This is a genomic window from Haloterrigena sp. KLK7 (genome assembly GCF_037914945.1).
GTDB lineage: Archaea > Halobacteriota > Halobacteria > Halobacteriales > Natrialbaceae > Haloterrigena > Haloterrigena salinisoli.
The window spans coordinates 1,505,532-1,522,420 of the sequence record NZ_CP149787.1 but is presented as its reverse complement, the minus strand read 5'-3'; the positions used below and the strand labels follow the sequence as shown (position 1 = coordinate 1,522,420).

Annotated in this window: 16 protein-coding genes; 10 read left to right on the top strand and 6 right to left on the bottom strand. The window is 68.0% G+C overall.

Annotation, left to right across the window (positions count from 1 at the left end):
• Window positions 1-160: 160 nt before the first annotated feature.
• Together WD430_RS07485 and WD430_RS07480 are read right to left on the bottom strand one after the other, a co-directional pair.
• On the bottom strand, window positions 161-1,834 hold the full coding sequence (locus WD430_RS07485; RefSeq protein WP_339105395.1) for an AMP-binding protein: 1,674 nt from the start codon (window positions 1,832-1,834) through the stop codon (window positions 161-163).
• 92 nt (window positions 1,835-1,926) lie between these two features.
• Window positions 1,927-2,553 (bottom strand): TetR family transcriptional regulator C-terminal domain-containing protein, encoded by a 627-nt coding sequence (locus WD430_RS07480; protein WP_339105394.1) that lies wholly within the window; start codon window positions 2,551-2,553, stop codon window positions 1,927-1,929.
• 27 nt (window positions 2,554-2,580) lie between these two features.
• Between WD430_RS07480 and WD430_RS07475 the strand changes: the two genes are divergently transcribed.
• The 3 genes from WD430_RS07475 (at window position 2,581) to WD430_RS07465 (ending at window position 4,821) form a co-directional block, all read left to right on the top strand.
• Window positions 2,581-3,639, top strand: a complete 1,059-nt coding sequence (locus tag WD430_RS07475) for an ATP-binding cassette domain-containing protein (protein ID WP_407067140.1) — start codon at window positions 2,581-2,583, stop codon at window positions 3,637-3,639.
• Complete coding sequence (locus WD430_RS07470; RefSeq protein ID WP_339105392.1) at window positions 3,636-4,565, top strand: ABC transporter permease; 930 nt, start codon at window positions 3,636-3,638, stop codon at window positions 4,563-4,565. The genes WD430_RS07475 and WD430_RS07470 overlap by 4 nt, the downstream gene beginning before the upstream one ends.
• Window positions 4,566-4,671: 106 nt before the next feature.
• Window positions 4,672-4,821, top strand: a complete 150-nt coding sequence (locus tag WD430_RS07465; protein ID WP_339105391.1) for a hypothetical protein — start codon at window positions 4,672-4,674, stop codon at window positions 4,819-4,821.
• Window positions 4,822-4,937: 116 nt separating this feature from the next.
• On the opposite strand, the gene WD430_RS07460 is transcribed toward WD430_RS07465, so the two are convergent.
• Entirely contained in the window at window positions 4,938-5,375 is a 438-nt protein-coding gene (locus tag WD430_RS07460; RefSeq protein WP_339105390.1) for a hypothetical protein, read from the bottom strand.
• A gap of 228 nt (window positions 5,376-5,603) precedes the next feature.
• Between WD430_RS07460 and WD430_RS07455 the strand changes: the two genes are divergently transcribed.
• The 3 genes from WD430_RS07455 (at window position 5,604) to WD430_RS07445 (ending at window position 9,034) form a co-directional block, all read left to right on the top strand.
• Window positions 5,604-6,782: an aspartate kinase gene (locus WD430_RS07455; protein ID WP_339105389.1), complete on the top strand. Its 1,179-nt coding sequence runs from the start codon at window positions 5,604-5,606 to the stop codon at window positions 6,780-6,782.
• Between the two features lie 114 nt (window positions 6,783-6,896).
• Complete coding sequence (locus WD430_RS07450) at window positions 6,897-7,526, top strand: sugar ABC transporter substrate-binding protein (protein WP_339105388.1); 630 nt, start codon at window positions 6,897-6,899, stop codon at window positions 7,524-7,526.
• A 161-nt stretch (window positions 7,527-7,687) separates the two neighbouring features.
• A complete protein-coding gene (locus WD430_RS07445) occupies window positions 7,688-9,034 on the top strand; it encodes a tryptophanase (RefSeq protein WP_339105387.1) in 1,347 nt (448 codons plus the stop codon).
• Window positions 9,035-9,076: 42 nt separating this feature from the next.
• Here WD430_RS07445 and WD430_RS07440 read toward each other — a convergent pair whose 3' ends face one another.
• From WD430_RS07440 to WD430_RS07430, 3 genes are read right to left on the bottom strand one after another with little or no spacing between them, the layout of a single operon-like run.
• Window positions 9,077-9,439, bottom strand: a complete 363-nt coding sequence (locus WD430_RS07440; RefSeq protein WP_339105386.1) for a hypothetical protein — start codon at window positions 9,437-9,439, stop codon at window positions 9,077-9,079.
• 56 nt (window positions 9,440-9,495) lie between these two features.
• On the bottom strand, window positions 9,496-9,999 hold the full coding sequence (locus tag WD430_RS07435; RefSeq protein WP_339105385.1) for a GNAT family N-acetyltransferase: 504 nt from the start codon (window positions 9,997-9,999) through the stop codon (window positions 9,496-9,498).
• Window positions 10,000-10,002: 3 nt separating this feature from the next.
• Window positions 10,003-10,539 (bottom strand): redoxin domain-containing protein, encoded by a 537-nt coding sequence (locus WD430_RS07430; RefSeq protein WP_339105384.1) that lies wholly within the window; start codon window positions 10,537-10,539, stop codon window positions 10,003-10,005.
• A 313-nt stretch (window positions 10,540-10,852) separates the two neighbouring features.
• On the opposite strand from WD430_RS07430, the gene WD430_RS07425 reads away from it, so the two are divergent.
• From WD430_RS07425 to ilvA, 4 genes are all read left to right on the top strand, one after another.
• Entirely contained in the window at window positions 10,853-11,497 is a 645-nt protein-coding gene (locus WD430_RS07425; RefSeq protein ID WP_339105383.1) for a helix-turn-helix domain-containing protein, read from the top strand.
• A 148-nt stretch (window positions 11,498-11,645) separates the two neighbouring features.
• Window positions 11,646-12,791 (top strand): N-methyl-L-tryptophan oxidase, encoded by a 1,146-nt coding sequence (gene solA, locus WD430_RS07420; protein WP_339105382.1) that lies wholly within the window; start codon window positions 11,646-11,648, stop codon window positions 12,789-12,791.
• A 233-nt stretch (window positions 12,792-13,024) separates the two neighbouring features.
• Window positions 13,025-15,541, top strand: coding sequence for an FAD-dependent oxidoreductase (locus WD430_RS07415; protein WP_339105381.1), 2,517 nt, complete (start codon window positions 13,025-13,027; stop codon window positions 15,539-15,541).
• Window positions 15,542-15,544: 3 nt separating this feature from the next.
• Entirely contained in the window at window positions 15,545-16,780 is a 1,236-nt protein-coding gene (ilvA, locus tag WD430_RS07410; protein WP_339105380.1) for a threonine ammonia-lyase, read from the top strand.
• Window positions 16,781-16,889: the final 109 nt, after the last annotated feature.

Sequence of the window (16,889 nt, the reverse complement as noted above, 5' to 3'; positions counted from 1 at the left end):
TGTCGCGTACGAATCGCTGTTCGTCGCGTCGGTCGTCGGTCGTCGATCGATGCGTCGCCGCTCGTGGCCGAATCCGACCTCGAGTCGGATTCGTTGCGGACGAACCCGTTCTCGCTCGCGCCTCGCTCTCGAGGCGGCCGGGCCGTCACCGAGAGTCGGGTCAGTCGTCCGCCTCGACCTCGTCCTGGAGCTCCGTCCGGCGGATCTTCCCGGTGACCGTCTTCGGCAGTTCGTCGCGGAACTCGATCTCGCGGGGGTACTCGTGGGCCGAGAGCTCCTCCTTGACGTGGGTCCGGATGTCTTCCTTCAGCTCTTCGGAGGGCGTCGCGCCCTCGCTGGGGACGATGTAGGCCTTCACGATGTTGCCCCGCTCGCGGTGGGGTTTGGGGACGACGGCCGCCTCGGCGACGGCCTCGTGTTCGCCCAGCGAGCTCTCGACCTCGAAGGGGCCGATCCGGTAGCCCGACGAGAGGATGACGTCGTCGGCCCGGCCCTCGAACCAGAAGTAGCCGTCCTCGTCCGTGTGCGCGAGGTCTCCGGAGAGATACCATTCCCCGTCCGGTCCGTCGACAAAGCAGTCGGCCGTCTGCTCGGGCTTCTCCCAGTACTCCGCGAAGAAGCAGGGGTAGTCCCCGCGCTGGGCGATCTCGCCCGTCTCGCCGGGCTCGAGCACCTCGCCCGTTTCGGGGTCGACGACGGCGGCCTCGATGCCGGGCAGCGGCTTCCCCATCGAGCCCGGACGGACCGCCATCGTCGGGTAGTTGTTGATGATCATGTTGCCCGTCTCCGTCTGGCCGTAGGTGTCGTGGACCGTCACGCCGAGCGTCTCCTCGCCCCACTCGACGACGCCGGCCGAGAGCGGCTCGCCGATCGAGAGAGCGTGGCGCAGGTCCAGCGAGACGTCCTCGAGGACGTCCTCGTGTTCTCTGAGCATCCGGTAGGCCGTCGGCACCGAGAACAGGACGCTGATCGGGTACGTGTCGAGGAGGTCGGCCCACGCTTCGGGATCGAACTCGCCCTCGTAGGTGAACAGGGCGGTGCCCCAGAACCACGCGCCGAGCGTGTTGATCGGCCCGGTCAGCCAGCCCAGATCGCCGGTCGACCAGTAGCAGTCGCCCTCCTGCAGGTCGACGGCGTACTTCTGGGTGGCCGCGACGCCCAACACCCACCGGTGTTTATGCAGGACGCCCTTCGCGAGCCCGGTCGTCCCGCTGGTGTAGTACAGCAGCGCGTCGTCCTCGGCGCCGGTATCGGCCGGTTCGTACTCGCGGCTCGCGGTCTCCATCGCGGCCCGGTAGCTGACGTCGCCCCGCCGGAGTCCCCGCCCGTCGTCGCTGACGACGATGACGTGCTCGACCGAGGGGGCGTCCTCGAGGGCGTCGGCGACGGTCTCTCGATTATCGGCGGTCGTCACGATCGCCTTCGCGTCGCAGTCGGAGAGCCGATACGAGATGCCGTCGGGCCCGAACCGCTCGTTGATCCCGCCGAAGACGGCGCCGCGCTTGACCGTCCCCACCAGCGCGACGTAGTGTTCGGGAACTCGTGGCATGTACGAGAAGACCCGGTCGCCCCGCTCGATCCCGAGGTCCTCGAGGACGTTCGCGAACCGGTCGGTCGCCTCGGCGAGCTCCCAGAACGTCGTCGTGGTCAGTTCGCCGTCCTCGCTCACTTGATAGAGCGCCACTTTCTCTCGGTTCTCGGCGTGGCGGTCACAGACCTCGTGGGCGACGTTCAGTTCCTCGGGCGCGTCCCAGTCGGCCGCCTCGTGGAGGTCCTCCCACGCGAAGCCGTCCCGAACCCGCTCGTAGTCGGGCATGTTGTGCTCCGATACCATACCACGGACGCCATCGCTTGCGGCAATAATTACTACGGATGGTTTCGGGGCTCGAGCGGTCGGATAAAAACTGGCTACAGCGCGGGGTCCCGTTACCGATCGTCTTCGCCGTCGGCGACCAGTCGCGTCCGGACGTAGTCAGTGAGTTCGCGGCGCGCCGCTTCGATCGGTTCGTCGTTCCCCGTCGTCACGTACTGGGACTGCGCGCCGTCGATCGTCGCCGCGACGAACGCGGCCGTTCGCTCCGGATCGACGTCCCGGAAGACGCCCTCTTCGATCCCGTCGCGGACGATGTCGGCGACGTGCTCGCGGAAGAACGCGTCGGTGTCCGCGAACTGTTCGCGGTAGGCCTCGTCGTACGGCGCCTGTCCGCGGAGCGCGGTCATCGCGCCGAGGAAGGCCGCGTGTTCGTCGTCGTCCGGGTCCGCCAGGGCGTGGTCGACGAGCGTCAGCACGTGCTCGCGGGCGTCCGCGAACTCGTCGTCGGTCGGCACGTCAGCCTCGAACCGCTCGAGGAGGAACTCGAGGAAGGCCACGAGCAGCCCGTCCTTCCCGTCGTAGTGCTGGTAGATGAGCGACTTGCTCTTGGGGAACTCGTCGCCGATGCGTTGGATCGTCAGGTCCGAGTAGCCGTGTTTCCGGAGCGCGTCGTAGGTCGCGCGCATCATCTCGGCGCGCGTCTCGTCGGACGCGGACTCGAAGGGATCGGGTGCACCCATGTGAATGAATATTCATTAAAAAGCTATATGCCTTGTCACTTCCTTCTATCACGTGTGAGCGAGACGAACGCAATCGACGCCCACCACGTCGAACTGACGTACGCGGACGGGACGGAGGCCGTCACCGACCTCGTGCTCGAGATTCCGGAGGGCGAGTTCTTCGGCTTCCTCGGCGCGAACGGCGCCGGGAAGACGACGACGATCAAGGTCCTGACGACGCTGCTCGTGCCGACCGGCGGCACCGTCACCGTCAACGGGTACGACGTCGAGGCCGAGTCGCGGTCGGTCCGCGAGTCGATCGGCTACATGGCCCAGGAGACCAGCATCGATCCGGAACTCACGGCCCGCGAGAACATCCGCTTCGCCTGCGAGGCCTACGGCGTCACGGGCGCCGACCGCGACGAGCGGATCGACGACCTGCTCGACCTCGTCGATCTGGCCGACGTCGCGGACAAGCAGGCCAAGGGGTTCTCCGGCGGGATGAAAAAGCGCCTCGACGCGGCCACGGCGCTGGTCCACGAACCGCCGATCGTCTTCCTGGACGAGCCGACCACCGGCCTCGACCCGAAGGCCCGCAACCGTCTCTGGGACTACTTCGAGCGCATCAACGATCGGGGGACGACGATCTTCCTGACGACGCAGTACTTAGAGGAGGCCGACCAACTCTGCGATCGGATCGGCGTCATTCGCGACGGCTCGATCGTCGCCTCGGGGTCGCCCGCCGAACTCAAGGACCGGGTCGGCGGCGCCGTCCTCGAGGTCGAACTCGGCGATTCGGACGCGGAGACCAGAGAGCGAGCGCGCGAGGTCGCCCTCGAGGCGGACGTCTTCGACGAGACGGCGATCGAGGTCACCGACGAGGGGCTCAGCGTCCGGTCGACGGCGGCCCGGCAGCGGGGACCGGAGCTGCTCGTCGCACTGAAGGAGGCAGACGTTCCCGTCACGGGGTTCAACGTCCGCGATCCGACGCTCGACGACGTCTTCCTCGCGATCACCGGCGAGGGACTCGATGAGGAAGCGACCGATCCGGCCGGTGGGACGGGCGGGACGAGCGACGCCTCGGCGTCCGCGGAGGTGAGCCGATGAGCGCCGAACCCGAGACCGAGCCCGGGGCTGGAACCGGCACCGGACCCGCCGGCGGCCGGAAGACGAGCGGCAACGGGTTCGCCAGGGACACGTGGATCGTCCTGAAGCGATGGCTGATAAAGACCGTCCGGAACCCGTTCGTGATGACCTCCTCGCTGTTGAATCCGATCGTCTTCCTCGTCCTGTTCACGGAGGTGTTCGGCGGCATCACGGCGGGTACCGTCAGCCAGAGCCTCGGCGCGGAGGTGAGCTACGTCACCTACCTGGTGCCGGCGATCGCGATCCAGACGGCGCTGATCGCCGCGACGACCTCCGGCATCGGGCAGGTCGACGACATCGAGAACGGCATGTTCGAGAAGATGCTCGTCTCGCCGATGCACCGCGGCGCGGTGTTCCTCGGGAAGTCCCTGTCGGAGATCATCCGGATCGTCGCGCAGGTCTCGATCATCCTCACGCTCGGCTACCTGCTCCTCTACCTGGACACGGGCGCCTCGCCCGGCGAGTACGTCCAGACCGGTTTCCTCGGCGCCGTCGGGATCGTCCTCGTCGCCATCCTGTTCTCGATCTGGTTTACCGCCATCTCGAACGTCGTCGCGTTGATCACCCGCGACCAGGAGTCGACGATCATCGCCGTGAACGTGTTGCAGTTCCCCCTCCTGTTCCTCTCGAGCGCGTTCGTCCCGATCGAAGCGCTCCCGGAGTGGGTCCAGACGATCGCCGCGCTCAACCCGATCACCTACGGCGTCGACGCCGCCCGCGCCCTGATGTTCGGCCAGGACGTCATGACGGTCCTCGAGGTGTCGGCGTTCAGCGGCATGTGGAACACGCTCGTCCCCGCGCTGGCGGTGCTCGGCGCACTGGACCTCGTGCTCGGTGCCGTGGCCGTTTACTTCCTGAACAGCGCCTCGAGCTCGGACGTCCAGTAGTCGTCGCGACTCGCGACGACGCCACGTCGCTCGTCCCTCGCGCACTCGAACGCTGACTCGACTGTAGCCCGTCCCTAACTAACTCTCGATACCCTCGAGCGTGCGTATGGCGATTCGAACGACGATCGGCTGGTCGCTCATCACGTCCGGAATCGTAACGCTCACCCTCGCGTATCTCCCGTACCCGTCCGTTTACTGGGGCGTCGCCCTCCTCGTCGTGGGTATCCTCGTTTTCGTGACGCGGAGAATCGTCTGAGCGGAGGGACGGCACGGACGTAGCTGCCGGCAGCGTCGTTCCCTGACCGGGAGACGCCCGATCAGTTTCGAGCGACGCCGCCGTCGATACGGCGCCCGCCGACGCGGCGCCAGCGTTTAGGGCTCGAGTCGGAACCGGGTCGTCGGCGCGCCGTCGAACCGCGGACCGCGGCCGCGCCGTTCGAACCCGAGTTCCTCGGCGGCGTCTTCGATGACCTCCGAGTCGGGCGAGACCAGGAGTTCGACGGCCATCGATTCGCGTTTCGCGAAGCGAACCGGCTCGCCGAGGAGTTGCTTGCACGCCTCGGCCGTGCCGTCGAGCTGGGTGACGTGAACGGTGTCCTCGCGGGCGTCGAAACTGATGAAGCCCAGCAGGTCTTCCGGATCGGAACCGTCGAACTGCGAGTCCGACACGTCGGCGTTGGGGTCGTGCGTGCCGTCCTCGGCGACGCGGACGGTCCGGTCGTGGACCAGATTCCGCATCACGTCGGTCGGCGAGTCGGCGATCGACGCCAGCGCGTCCGCGTCGGCCTCGAGTGCGTCCCGTACGTTCATCAGCGTATGGTAATGACACCCACAAATATAAATCCCGGCCGCGACGGCGCCCCGTCGACCCGCGTCGGTGGGGGCGCCGTCCGGGACTGTTCGTCGGTACTGACATTCGGCCGTTCGATCGCTCGCGGTAAAAACGCGGGCGATGGGACACAGTTATCTGCCCGCTCTGGTAACGGTCTGGCATATGAGCGAAGTTATCGTCACGCGAGCCGCGGACGAGGTGTCAGTATGCGCGTAGTCGCCAAGTTCGGCGGGACGAGCCTCGGCAGCGGGGATCGGATCAACCGCGCCGCCGATTCGGTCGCCGCCGCCGTCGAGGACGGCCACGAGATCGCCGTCGTCGCCAGCGCGATGGGATCGACCACCGACGACCTCCTCGACGAGATCACCTTCGAGACCGACGAGGAGGACCGCGCCCAGATCGTCAGCATGGGCGAGCGAACCTCGGTCCGGATGCTCAAGGCCGCGCTCTCCGCGCGGGGCATCGACGCGACCTTCCTCGAACCCGGCAGCGACGACTGGCCGGTCGTCACCGACGAGTACGGCGAGGTCAACGTCGAGGAGACGAAAGAGCGCGCCCTCGAGGTCGCCAGCGAGATGGACGCGACGGTCCCGGTCATCACCGGCTTCCTCGCCGAGGGACCGGACGGCTCGATCACGACGCTGGGACGGGGCGGCAGCGACACCACGGCGGTCATGATGGGCAAGTACATGGACGCCGACGAGGTCGTCATCGTCACCGACGTCGAGGGCGTCATGACCGGCGACCCCCACGTCGTCGAGGGAGCCCGGAACGTCGGCGAGATCTCCGTCGACGAGCTGCGGAACCTCTCGTTCCGCGGGGCCGAGGTCGTCGCGCCCTCCGCGCTGTCCTACAAGGACGGCGAACTCGACGTCCGCGTCGTCCACTACCAGCACGGCGACCTGCTCTCGGGCGGGACGAGCATCGAGGGCGAGTTCAAGAACCTCGTCGACCTGCGCGAGCGACCGCTGGCCTGCCTGACCGTCGCCGGCCGCGCGATCCGGAACGAGCCGGGCATCTTCAACCACCTCTCGGAGGCGCTGGCCGAGAGCGACATCAACGTCGACGCCGTCGCCAGCGGGATGGACACCATCACCTTCTACATCGACGAGGAGGAGGCCGAACGCGCCGAGAACATCCTCCACCGCGAGGTCATCGCCCGCGACGAGCTCTCCTCCGTCACCGTCGACTCGCCGGTCGCCGTCGTCCGCGTCACCGGCGGCGAGCTCCCCAACCAGCCGGGGATCATCAGCGAGATCGTCAACCCGCTGAACGAGGCCCGGATCCACCTGAACGACATCATCACCAGCGCGACCAGCGTCGCGCTGTTCGTCGACTGGGACGACCGCGAGGAGACCCTCGAGCTGACTCAGGACCTCTTCTAGCGGGGAGAGCCCCTCGAGCCGAGGTCGGACCGGTTCCGTCGGTCGATTTTGCGGCGATATCTCGGAGTCCGTGACAGTGTTTTAGTCGTCGATTATCGGCCCGAAAGCACGGTAATGGGGGTCGTAACGAAGGGGGACAGCGTGGCAGCCGCTGCCATGAGCACAGAGCAGACGGGCACGGACGCCTTCGAAGACATCGACCCCGATCCCGACGCCGTTCTCGACGCGTTCGGCGTGGAGTCGCCCGACGACCTCGTCGCCGACGGCGGCGCCCACGACACGGTCCCGGACGACGAGAGAGACGTGGACGACACGACGGCGGCCGAACTGTTCGCCGACCTCGAGGCGCAGGCCGCCGAGACGCCCGTCCTCGAGGAACGGGACCCCGACGAGGGGACGACCGACGCGACGGCCGAGTCGAGCGACGGCGAGTCCGCGCCGGAATTCGAGGAGTTCGAGGCGGCCTTCGTCGGCGATCCGTCGGTCGCCGGCCGCGAGGACGAGGGGCTCGTCGAGTCGACGGCCGCCGAACTCAACGCCGTCGCCGAGCGCGTGTTCGGGTCAGACGAGACGCCCGCTAGTGACGAGGCCGACGCGCCGCTCGAGTCCGGAGTGATAACCGAGGCCGAAGCGCCGACCGATGCCGAAGAGTCGACGGCCGATCTGGAACTCGTCGGTCCCGACCCGACGACGACGCGGATCGATACCGACGTCTTCGGCCGGGTCAACGGGGACGGGTCCTGATCCCGGTCGGTCTCCTCCGACCCTTATCGACGTTCGGTCGCGACGAGATACCGCTACGTTCGCCCGTCGATGACCCGATTCGGACCGGAACGAACGGTTCGACTCATCGATGCACACGAACTCTCAACTAGACTGAACACGCGCGACGGCCATGAGGGGACATGGTCGCCTACAAGACGAAAGTAGCAGAACGGATCCACCTCCCCTCTCGAGACCAGCGCGAACGGGCGCTGGCCGAGGCGGGATACAACCTCTTTAATGTCGACGCCGAGGACGTCTTCGTCGATCTCCTGACCGACAGCGGCACCGGTGCGATGAGCGACGCCCAGTGGGCGGCGCTGATGCGTGGCGACGAGTCCTACGCCGGCTCGCGCAGCTTCGACGAACTCGAGTCCGCCGTCCGGGACGTGATGGGATTCGAGCGTGTCGTCCCGACCCATCAGGGCCGCGGCGCGGAGAACGTCCTCTACGGCACCCTCCTCGAGGAGGGGGACGTCGCGATCAACAACACCCACTTCGATACGACGCGAGCCCACGTCGCGAACCAGGGCGCCGAGCCGGTCGATTGCCCCGCCGAGGGCGCACACGACCTCGAGGCCGACGAGCCGTTCAAGGGGAACCTCTCGCTCGAGCGCGCCCGGTCGGTCGTCGACGAGGTGGGCGCCGAGCGCGTGCCGCTGGTCATTTTGACGATCACGAACAACTCGACGGCGGGCCAGCCAGTTTCCGTCGAGAACACGCGCCGCGCCCGTGAATTCGCGGACGAGATCGACGCGACGTTCGTAATCGACGCCTGCCGGTTCGCCGAGAACGCCGGCTTCGTCCGGCGCCGCGAGGACGAGTTCTCTGACGCCGACATCGACGAGATCGCCCGCGAGCAACTCGGCTACGCCGACGCAATCGTCATGAGCGGGAAGAAGGACGGTCTGGCCAACGCCGGCGGGTTCGTCGCGACGGACGACGAGGACCTCTTCGAGCGGTGCAAGCAGCGCGCGATCCTCTACGAGGGCTTTCCCACGTACGGCGGGATGTCCGGCCGGGACGTCGCGGCGCTGGCCGTCGGTCTCCGGGAGGCCGTCGAGGAGGCCTACGTCACCGATCGGATCGACGAGGTCCGCGCGTTCGCGGCCCTGCTCGAGGACGCGGGCGTGCCGATCTACACGCCGCCCGGCGGCCACGCCGTCTACCTCGACGCCGGCGCGGCGCTCCCCCATCTCTCGGCCGACGAGTTCCCGGGGCAGGCGCTGGTCTGCGAACTGTATCGAGAGGGCGGCGTCCGCGGGGTCGAACTCGGGAGCTTCGCGTTCCCCGACACCGACCGACCGGAACTGGTTCGGCTCGCGGTCCCGCGGCGCACGTACCACGCGGAACACTTCGAACACGTCGCGGAGACCGCCGCGGCCGTCCTCGAGAAGCGCGAGGCGGTCGACGGACTCGAGATCGTCTCCGAACCCGAAAACCGCGAGCTCCGCCACTTCACGGCGTCTCTCGAGCCGATATCCTCGTGAGAACGCGAGCGACCGCCGAAGAAGTGGCGCCGTCGCCGCCGATCAGCGACTCGAGAGCATTCGCTGAGCCCGATCCTTCAGGGTCGGCTCCGGTTCGGACTGGCTCCCCAGTCGGCGCTTCGCGAGGCTGCGAACGCCCTGCTGGGCCCCCTTGGAGGTCGCGATGTCGATCGCCCAGTCGGGGACCTGCGATTCGATTTCCCGTCGTTTCTCGTCCTTGAGCTGGCTGTACTGCCGTAACGCGAGGCCGACGCCGATGAACATGGCGGCGTCGGTCAGTTCCCGGCGGAACCGGTTTCGGTCGTTGCGGACCGCGACCGCTTTGACCAGCGAGATGAGACCAATGCCGATGTAGAGTTTGGCGTTTCGCGACGGATTGCCGCTGAGTAATCCTTTGAGTGCCATGCGGCGGTGGCTACCACGTTCTCCCGGATAAAACTCCGCTGGCAGGCGACGGGTCGTCAGTCGGATTCGGTCTCGCGATCCGCCTTGACGCCGCGGTGTCGCTGCCCGTCGATCGGCTCGATCGCGAAGCCGAGTCGCTCGTAGAACGGGCGGACGCCGTCGTCGAACCGCGCCGTCAGTCTCCCCTCCCGCTCGAGCGCCCGATCGATCAGCGCCGTGCCGATGCCGCGCCCGCGGTGGCGGCGGCGAACGCCGATCGCCGCGACGTGGGCGCCCCGGTCGCCGTCTCCACTCCCGCTGCCGTCTCCGCCCGCCTCGAGGGGCTCGAGCACGACCGTCCCGAGGACCCGTTCGGCGTCTGTGCCGCCGCTCGTTCCGCCGCGCTCGTCGCCGGCGACCAGGACGTTCTCCTCCGCGATCCGGGCCTCGACGTCCCCCGGCTCGAGCATGGCCGCGTCGAGGATGCGCCGGACCTCGAGCGCGTCGTCGTCGGTCGCGGTGCGGACGTACCCGACCGCCTCGCCGGGATCGTCCGGTCCCCTCTCGTCGGAGTCGTCCATTCGTCAGGTGCGTCGGTCGACCGTGGCTAACAGGTCGTCGATTTCAGGTCGATCCATGTTCGTCCGGCCGCGGTAGGTCGCGACGACCTCGAGGGCGTCGGGGTCGCTGATATCGAGGACGACGGCGGCGGGCATCCGCCCGACGAGGTCGAAGTGGCGACCGACCGGCCCGAGCCGAACGGGTTGGTCGAAGGCCTCGCCCGCGGTCGCCTCCGGGTCCGCACAGATCGGGAAGGGCAGGTCGTAGCGCTCCTGCCACTCCGCGACCCGGTCGCGGGGTTCGGGGACGATCGAGACGACCTGACAGCCCCGGTCGCGGAACTCTCCATAGCGGTCGGCGACGGCCCGGACCTGCCGGCGACACTGGCCGGCGTGGTGGTCCCGATGGAGCAACAGGAGGATCGCGTCGTGGGCCGGATCGGCGTCCTCGGTCGTCGTCGGGTCGGCCGGCGCGACCGGGTCCGTCAGGTCGGCGAGCGAGAGCGGGTCCGGCCCGGGACCGACGTTCGGAAAGGTCAGCTCGCGGGGAGATTCTGTCATACGCGGAGTACCACGGCGGTCGGGAAAGCGACTGGGCTTTCATCGGACAGGGGGGTGCTACCGTCGGCGTCGCCGGGGGCGGCCGAACCTCCCCGATCGAACGCGGTGCGCTCGCGGCGGACCCGCGATGAACCACGCGCGGTTTCACTTCCGCGTTCGGGTTCGAAGTAACGATTAAGTGACGGTGTCTCATACCCGATACCAATATGGGGAACACATTCGGCGATAACGTTAACAACCAGTCGAAAAAATCCCGCCCGAGAGGCGATTCTGGAACCGGAGAGCCGCGCGACAGTCGTCGATGTGACGAACCGTGAGCCTGATCGCAATCCTCGACATCGCGCACCCGGATCTCGCGCTGACGCCGACGATCCGCGACTGTCCCGAGGTCTCCATCGAGGTCGTCCCTCACTCCACGACGGATCCGGAGACCGGGCTGTTCTTCTACCTCGTCGAGGGGGCGGACGAGACGTTCGAGGACGTGCTCGAGCGGGATCACACGGTGACGGACTGGATGCTCGTCGACGATCTCGGCTCGACGCGGATCTATCGGTTCCAGCACGCCGAGGACACCGTGCTCATCTCGCCGATGACGACCGAACTCGGCGGACTGCTGTTGAACGCGGAGAGCACCGAGCGGGGCTGGACCAACCGCCTTCACCTCCCCGATCGGGAAGCGCTCGCCGAGCTCTGGGACTGCTGTGAGGAGCGGGACATCTCGTTCGAACTGCGCCGGATGTTCCGGCAGGACGAGTGGACCAGCGAGACGGTTCCGGAGGTGACCGACGAACAGCGCGCCGCGCTGGTCAGCGCCCACGAGGAAGGCTACTTCGAGGAGCCCCGCGAGACCTCGCTCGAGGAGCTCGCCGACCGTCTCGGCATCTCCCCGACGGCCGTCGGCGGCCGTATCCGCCGCGGGACCGGGAAACTCGTGGAGTCGACGCTCCGCGAGGAGTGACGCGCCTCCGGGCGGTGTCGACCGACCGCTGATCGAATCGCCCCTGCGACTGCGAGCGATTCGCCTCGAGTCGTCCCCGACGCTTCAAAAAGGTACGATATGGGACGCACTAACAATCAAGTAGGGGCTCGACGAACCGACCGTCGGTATGGACGCGACAGGAGATCGATACGACGTTATCGTGATCGGCGTCGGCGGGATGGGCAGTGCGACGGCCGCTCATCTCGCCGCTCGCGGCCGCGACGTGCTGGGACTCGAGCGCTACGACGTGCCCCACACGATGGGGTCCTCCCACGGGATCACGCGGATCATCCGGCGGGCCTACTACGAGCATCCCTCCTACATCCCGCTGATCGAACGGGCCTACGAGCTCTGGGACGACCTCGCGGACGAGACCGGCCGCGACGTGATCCACCGAACGGGATCGATCGACGCCGGTCCCGAGGACAACGTCGTCTTCGAGGGCTCGCTGCGATCCTGCGAGGAACACGACATCCCCCACGAGGTGCTCACGAGCGCGGAGGTGTCCGAGCGGTTCCCCGGCTACGACCTGCCGGAGGGGTACAAGGCCCTGTATCAGCCCGACGGCGGATTCGTCGTCCCCGAACAGGCCATCGTCGGTCACGTCGAGTCGGCCCAGGCGGCGGGGGCGGAGATACGCGCCCGCGAGCGGGTCCTCGAGTGGGAGCCGACGCCGGACGAGGGCGTCCGCGTCGACACCGACCGCGGGACCTACGAGGCCGACAACATGGTGCTCGCCGCCGGCGCCTGGAACGCCAAGTTCGCCGACGCGCTCGAGGGACTCGCGGTCCCCGAACGGCAGGTGCTCGGCTGGTTCCAGCCCGAGCGCCCGTCGACGTTCGAACCCGCGAACTTCCCGGTCTGGAACCTGAAGGTTCCCGAGGGGCGGTTCTACGGGCTACCGATCTACGACGTGCCGGGGTTCAAGATCGGCAAGTACCACCACCGCGACGAGCAGGTCGATCCGGACGACTACGAGACGGAACCCGACCGCGAGGACGAGCGACTCCTCCGCGAGGTCACCGAGAACTACTTCCCCGGGGCGGCCGGGCCGACGATGCGGCTCGCGACCTGCATGTTCACGAACTCCCCCGACGAGCACTTCATCCTCGATACGCTCCCCGAGCACCCGCAGGTGGCCGTGGGCGCTGGCTTCTCGGGCCACGGCTTCAAGTTCGCCAGCGTCATCGGCGAGATCCTCGCTGACCTCGCGGTCGACGGCGAGACCGACCACCCGATCGACATGTTCCGGCTCGATCGGTTCGACGACTGAGCCGCTCGCGTCCCCTCCTCGACTCGGCACCGATGGCTTCGGACGCTCGAATCGGTGGTGTCCGCGATCGGGTCCTCGTCCGAGGCGATACCGATTCGAACGGGTCGATACGTCGTCGATCGATCGCCGACTCGAGGGCGGTCGGTCGGGACCCGATCACACCACCGGTTGTTATACGCCGCAGATTATCCACCCGGATAGCTATGCTCGATCGCCGGGTGCAATCGTGATATATGAGCACAGGGAACATACTTCCTGACAGCGCGGGAACCGTCGTCGTCGGCGCCGGCTGCGTCGGCTGTAGCGCCGCCTACCATCTCACTCGCCTCGGTCGCGAGGACGTCGTCGTCGTCGATCAGGGGCCGCTGTTCGAGACCGGCGGCTCCACCTCCCACGCCCCGGGGCTGGTGTTCCAGACGGGCGGCAACAAGCTGATGACGCGGATGGCGTCGTACACGCGCGAGCTGTACGAGGACCTCGAGAGCTTCCGGACCTGCGGGGGCATCGAGGTCGCGTACACCGAGGACCGCTGGGAGTTCCTCAAACGAAAGCGCGAGCGCGGCCAGTCCTACGGAATCGAGGGCGGAGAACTCCTCTCGCCGGCCGAGGTCGCCGACCGCATCCCGCAGATCGACGAATCGGTCATTCGCGGCGGCTACTACGTCCCGACGGACGGCAAGGCCCACGCCGTCGACGCCTCCGCGTCGATGGCCGAGGCGGCCCGCGACGACGGGGCCGAGTTCTACGGCGAGACGACGGTGACGGACCTCGAGGTCGAAGACGGCGAGATCCGGGCCGTCGTCACGGACCGCGGCCGCATCGCGGCCGACGAGGTGTTGCTCGCGACGAACATCTGGGGCCCGCTGTTCGGGGACATGGTCGACGTCGATATCCCGCTGATCCCCTGTGCTCACCAGTACCTCGTCGCGGACGAACTCCCGGAGCTGGCGGGGGCGAGCCGCGAGATCGAGCAGCCGCTGTTGCGCCACCAGGACCGGTCGCTGTACTTCCGCCAGCACGGCGAGGGGTACGGTATCGGCTCGTACAACCACGACTCGCTGCTGGTCGATCCCGAGGACATCTACGGCCCCGAGAAGCTCGAGGACCTGGGACTCGAGTACCCGTCGCTGCGGGAGTTCACCGACGAGCACTTCCACGAGAACACCCATCCGGACCACGACCAGGCGGCCGCCGACGCGGCCAGCGAACTCGTCCCCTCGCTGGCCGACGCCGAGTTCGAGTCCGCGATCAACGGGATGTTCTGTTTCACCCCCGACGGGATGCCGATCCTCGGCCCGACCGAGGAGATCGACGGGCTCTGGTGGGCGCTCGCGATCTGGGTCACCCAGTCGGGCGGCGCCGGGAGCATCGTCGCCCACTGGATGGAAGACGGCGTCCCCCGCCTCGACGGCGAGCGCGTCGACGCGACGGGCGCGCACATCTCGCGGTTCCAGCCCCACGCGGGCTCGCGGGAGTACACGCGGGGACGCGGTGCACAGCAGTACCAGGAGGTTTACCAGCTGATCCACCCGCGCGAACAGCCCGAGGGCCAGCGCGGGCTCCGCCGAAGTCCGTTCTACGGACGTCAGGACGAGCTGGGCGCGGAGTTCTACGATTCGGGCGGCTGGGAGACCCCGCAGTGGTACGAGACCAACGAGGCCCTGCTCGAGGAGTACGACGTGCCCGCCAGGCCCGACTGGCTCGACCGCAACTGGTCGAAGGCGCAGGGCGTCGAGCACCAGGCCGTCCGCGACCGCGTCGCGATGGTCGACATGACCACCTACACCGGGATCGAGGTGACCGGCGACGGTGCGACCGACCTCCTCCAGCGACTCCTGACGAACGACGTCGACGTCTCGCCGGGGCGAATCCGCTACGCGGCGATGTGCAACGAAGACGGGGGCATCCTCGCGGACGTGACGGTCGCGCGGCTCGCGGAGGATCGCTACACGGTGTTCACGGGCGGCGGGAACTCCGCGACGCTGCACTCGCGGTGGATCCGCGAGCACGCGCCCGACGACGGCTCGGTGTCGGTGACGACCCGCGACTCCGATATGTGCGGGATCGGCGTCTTCGGCCCCGAGGCCCGCGAGGTCCTGTCGTCGCTCGTCGAGGCGGACCTCTCGAACGACGCGTTCCCGTTCTACACCGCTCGGGAGACCTACCTCGAGAGCGTCCCGGTCACGATGCTCCGGCTCTCCTACGCCGGCGAGTTAGGGTGGGAACTGTACGCGCCGATGGAGTACGGCGCGCGGCTCTGGGAGCTGATCGAGGACGCCGGCGAGGAGTACGGCATCGTCCCGATGGGGTGGGAAGCCCTCAACTCGACGAGCATGGAGAAGGGGTTCCGGCTGTGGGGGAGCGACGTCACGCCGGAGTACAACCCCTACGAGGCGGGGATCGGCTTCGCGGTCGACCTCGAGACGGACTTTATCGGAAAGGAGACGCTGCTCGAGGCCCGCGAGAACGGGATCGACCGGAAGCTCGCGCCGATCACGCTCGACGAGCCCGGCGCGCTCGTCGACGCCGGCCACCCGGTGCTCGAACCCGGCGGCGACGAGGTGCTCGGCTACGTCTCCCGAGCGGACTACGGCTACACGATCGACGCCGGGATCGCCTACGCCTACCTGCCGGCGGCCGACGCCGAACCCGGCCGCGACGTCGAGATCAGCTACGAGAACGACCGGTACGCCGCGACGGTCCGGGACGAGCCGCTGTTCGATCCCGACCGCGAGAAGATGATCCGGTGAACGATGAGCCAGGAGTTCGCCCCCGTCGCGTTCGACGACATCGAAGCGGCCCGCGACCGGCTCGACGACGAGTCGGTCGTCAAGCGCACGCCGGTCGAGCGGAGCACGTCCCTCGACGACCTGACCGGCGGCGAGGTCCACCTCAAGATGGAGCACCTCCAGTGGACGGGCTCGTTCAAGACCCGCGGCGCGTACAACAGGATCGCACAGTCCGTCGCCGACGGCGGCACGGAGCGGGTCGTCGCGGCCAGCGCGGGCAACCACGCCCAGGGCGTCGCGCTCGCGGCGACGAAACTGGGCGTCGACTCCACGATCGTCATGCCCCGCGGCGCGCCCCAGGCGAAGGTCGACGCCACCCGGAGCTACGGCGCCGACGTCGAACTCGTCGGCAGCGACTTCCGGGAGGCGATGGCCCACGCGAAGGGCCTCGTCGACGACGACGCGACGGAGTTCGTCCACGCCTACGACGACCCCGCGATCGTCGCCGGCCAGGGGACCCTCGGCCTCGAGATGTACGACGACCTCCCGTCGGTCGACACCGTCGTGGTCCCGATCGGCGGTGGCGGCCTCGTTTCGGGGATCGCGACGGCCTTCGCCGAGCGCTCGCCGGAGACGCGCATCGTCGGCGTGCAGGCGGCCGGCGCGGCGACCGTGGCCGAGAGTCTCCGGAAGGGGACGGCCGTCTCGCTCGACTCGGTCGACACGATCGCCGACGGCATCGCGACCGGCGGCGTCTCGGAGCTGACGCTCTCGCTGATCGACGAGCACGTCGACGAGGTGGTCACCGTTACCGACGGCGAGATCGCCCGCGCGGTGCTCCTGTTGCTCGAGCGGGCAAAACAGGTGGTCGAGGGGGCCGGCGCGGCGTCGGTCGCCGCGATCGTCAGCGACGAACTCGACGTGCGCGGCGAGACAGTGATGCCCCTGTTGAGCGGCGGGAACCTCGACATGACGATGTTACAGACGGTGCTCGTCCACGCGCTGACCGACCGCGAGCAACTGCTCCGGTTGCGCGTCCGCATCGACGACCGACCGGGGAAGATGGAGGAGGTCTCCGGGCTCATCGCCGACCACGGCGCCAACATCCAGACCGTCCGACACGACCGCTCGGCGCCCGAACTGGACGTGGGCGAGGCCCACCTCGTCTTCCAGATCGAGACCAGCGGCTCGAGCCAATCGCGGACGATCGTCCGGTCGATTCGCGATCACGGGTACGAGGTCCGACACGTGAACGCGTGACTTTCCCCACTCTTCTCGCTAACCGGTTCGGTCGGCGGTATAAAAGCGACGCCGGTTATTAAGATCAATCTTGATTGCGGTACTTGTTATTCTTCACCACGGTGCGTGA

What these genes read in the sequence shown, in the direction of transcription:
- WD430_RS07485 (WP_339105395.1), bottom strand. Translation starts at nt 1,834, where the DNA reads ATGGTATCGGAGCACAACATGCCCGACTACGAGCGGGTTCGGGACGGC.
- WD430_RS07480 (WP_339105394.1), bottom strand. Translation starts at nt 2,553, where the DNA reads ATGGGTGCACCCGATCCCTTCGAGTCCGCGTCCGACGAGACGCGCGCC.
- WD430_RS07475 (WP_407067140.1), top strand. Translation starts at nt 2,581, where the DNA reads ATGCCTTGTCACTTCCTTCTATCACGTGTGAGCGAGACGAACGCAATC.
- WD430_RS07470 (WP_339105392.1), top strand. Translation starts at nt 3,636, where the DNA reads ATGAGCGCCGAACCCGAGACCGAGCCCGGGGCTGGAACCGGCACCGGA.
- WD430_RS07465 (WP_339105391.1), top strand. Translation starts at nt 4,672, where the DNA reads ATGGCGATTCGAACGACGATCGGCTGGTCGCTCATCACGTCCGGAATC.
- WD430_RS07460 (WP_339105390.1), bottom strand. Translation starts at nt 5,375, where the DNA reads ATGAACGTACGGGACGCACTCGAGGCCGACGCGGACGCGCTGGCGTCG.
- WD430_RS07455 (WP_339105389.1), top strand. Translation starts at nt 5,604, where the DNA reads ATGCGCGTAGTCGCCAAGTTCGGCGGGACGAGCCTCGGCAGCGGGGAT.
- WD430_RS07450 (WP_339105388.1), top strand. Translation starts at nt 6,897, where the DNA reads ATGGGGGTCGTAACGAAGGGGGACAGCGTGGCAGCCGCTGCCATGAGC.
- WD430_RS07445 (WP_339105387.1), top strand. Translation starts at nt 7,688, where the DNA reads ATGGTCGCCTACAAGACGAAAGTAGCAGAACGGATCCACCTCCCCTCT.
- WD430_RS07440 (WP_339105386.1), bottom strand. Translation starts at nt 9,439, where the DNA reads ATGGCACTCAAAGGATTACTCAGCGGCAATCCGTCGCGAAACGCCAAA.
- WD430_RS07435 (WP_339105385.1), bottom strand. Translation starts at nt 9,999, where the DNA reads ATGGACGACTCCGACGAGAGGGGACCGGACGATCCCGGCGAGGCGGTC.
- WD430_RS07430 (WP_339105384.1), bottom strand. Translation starts at nt 10,539, where the DNA reads ATGACAGAATCTCCCCGCGAGCTGACCTTTCCGAACGTCGGTCCCGGG.
- solA (WP_339105382.1), top strand. Translation starts at nt 11,646, where the DNA reads ATGGACGCGACAGGAGATCGATACGACGTTATCGTGATCGGCGTCGGC.
- WD430_RS07415 (WP_339105381.1), top strand. Translation starts at nt 13,025, where the DNA reads ATGAGCACAGGGAACATACTTCCTGACAGCGCGGGAACCGTCGTCGTC.
- ilvA (WP_339105380.1), top strand. Translation starts at nt 15,545, where the DNA reads ATGAGCCAGGAGTTCGCCCCCGTCGCGTTCGACGACATCGAAGCGGCC.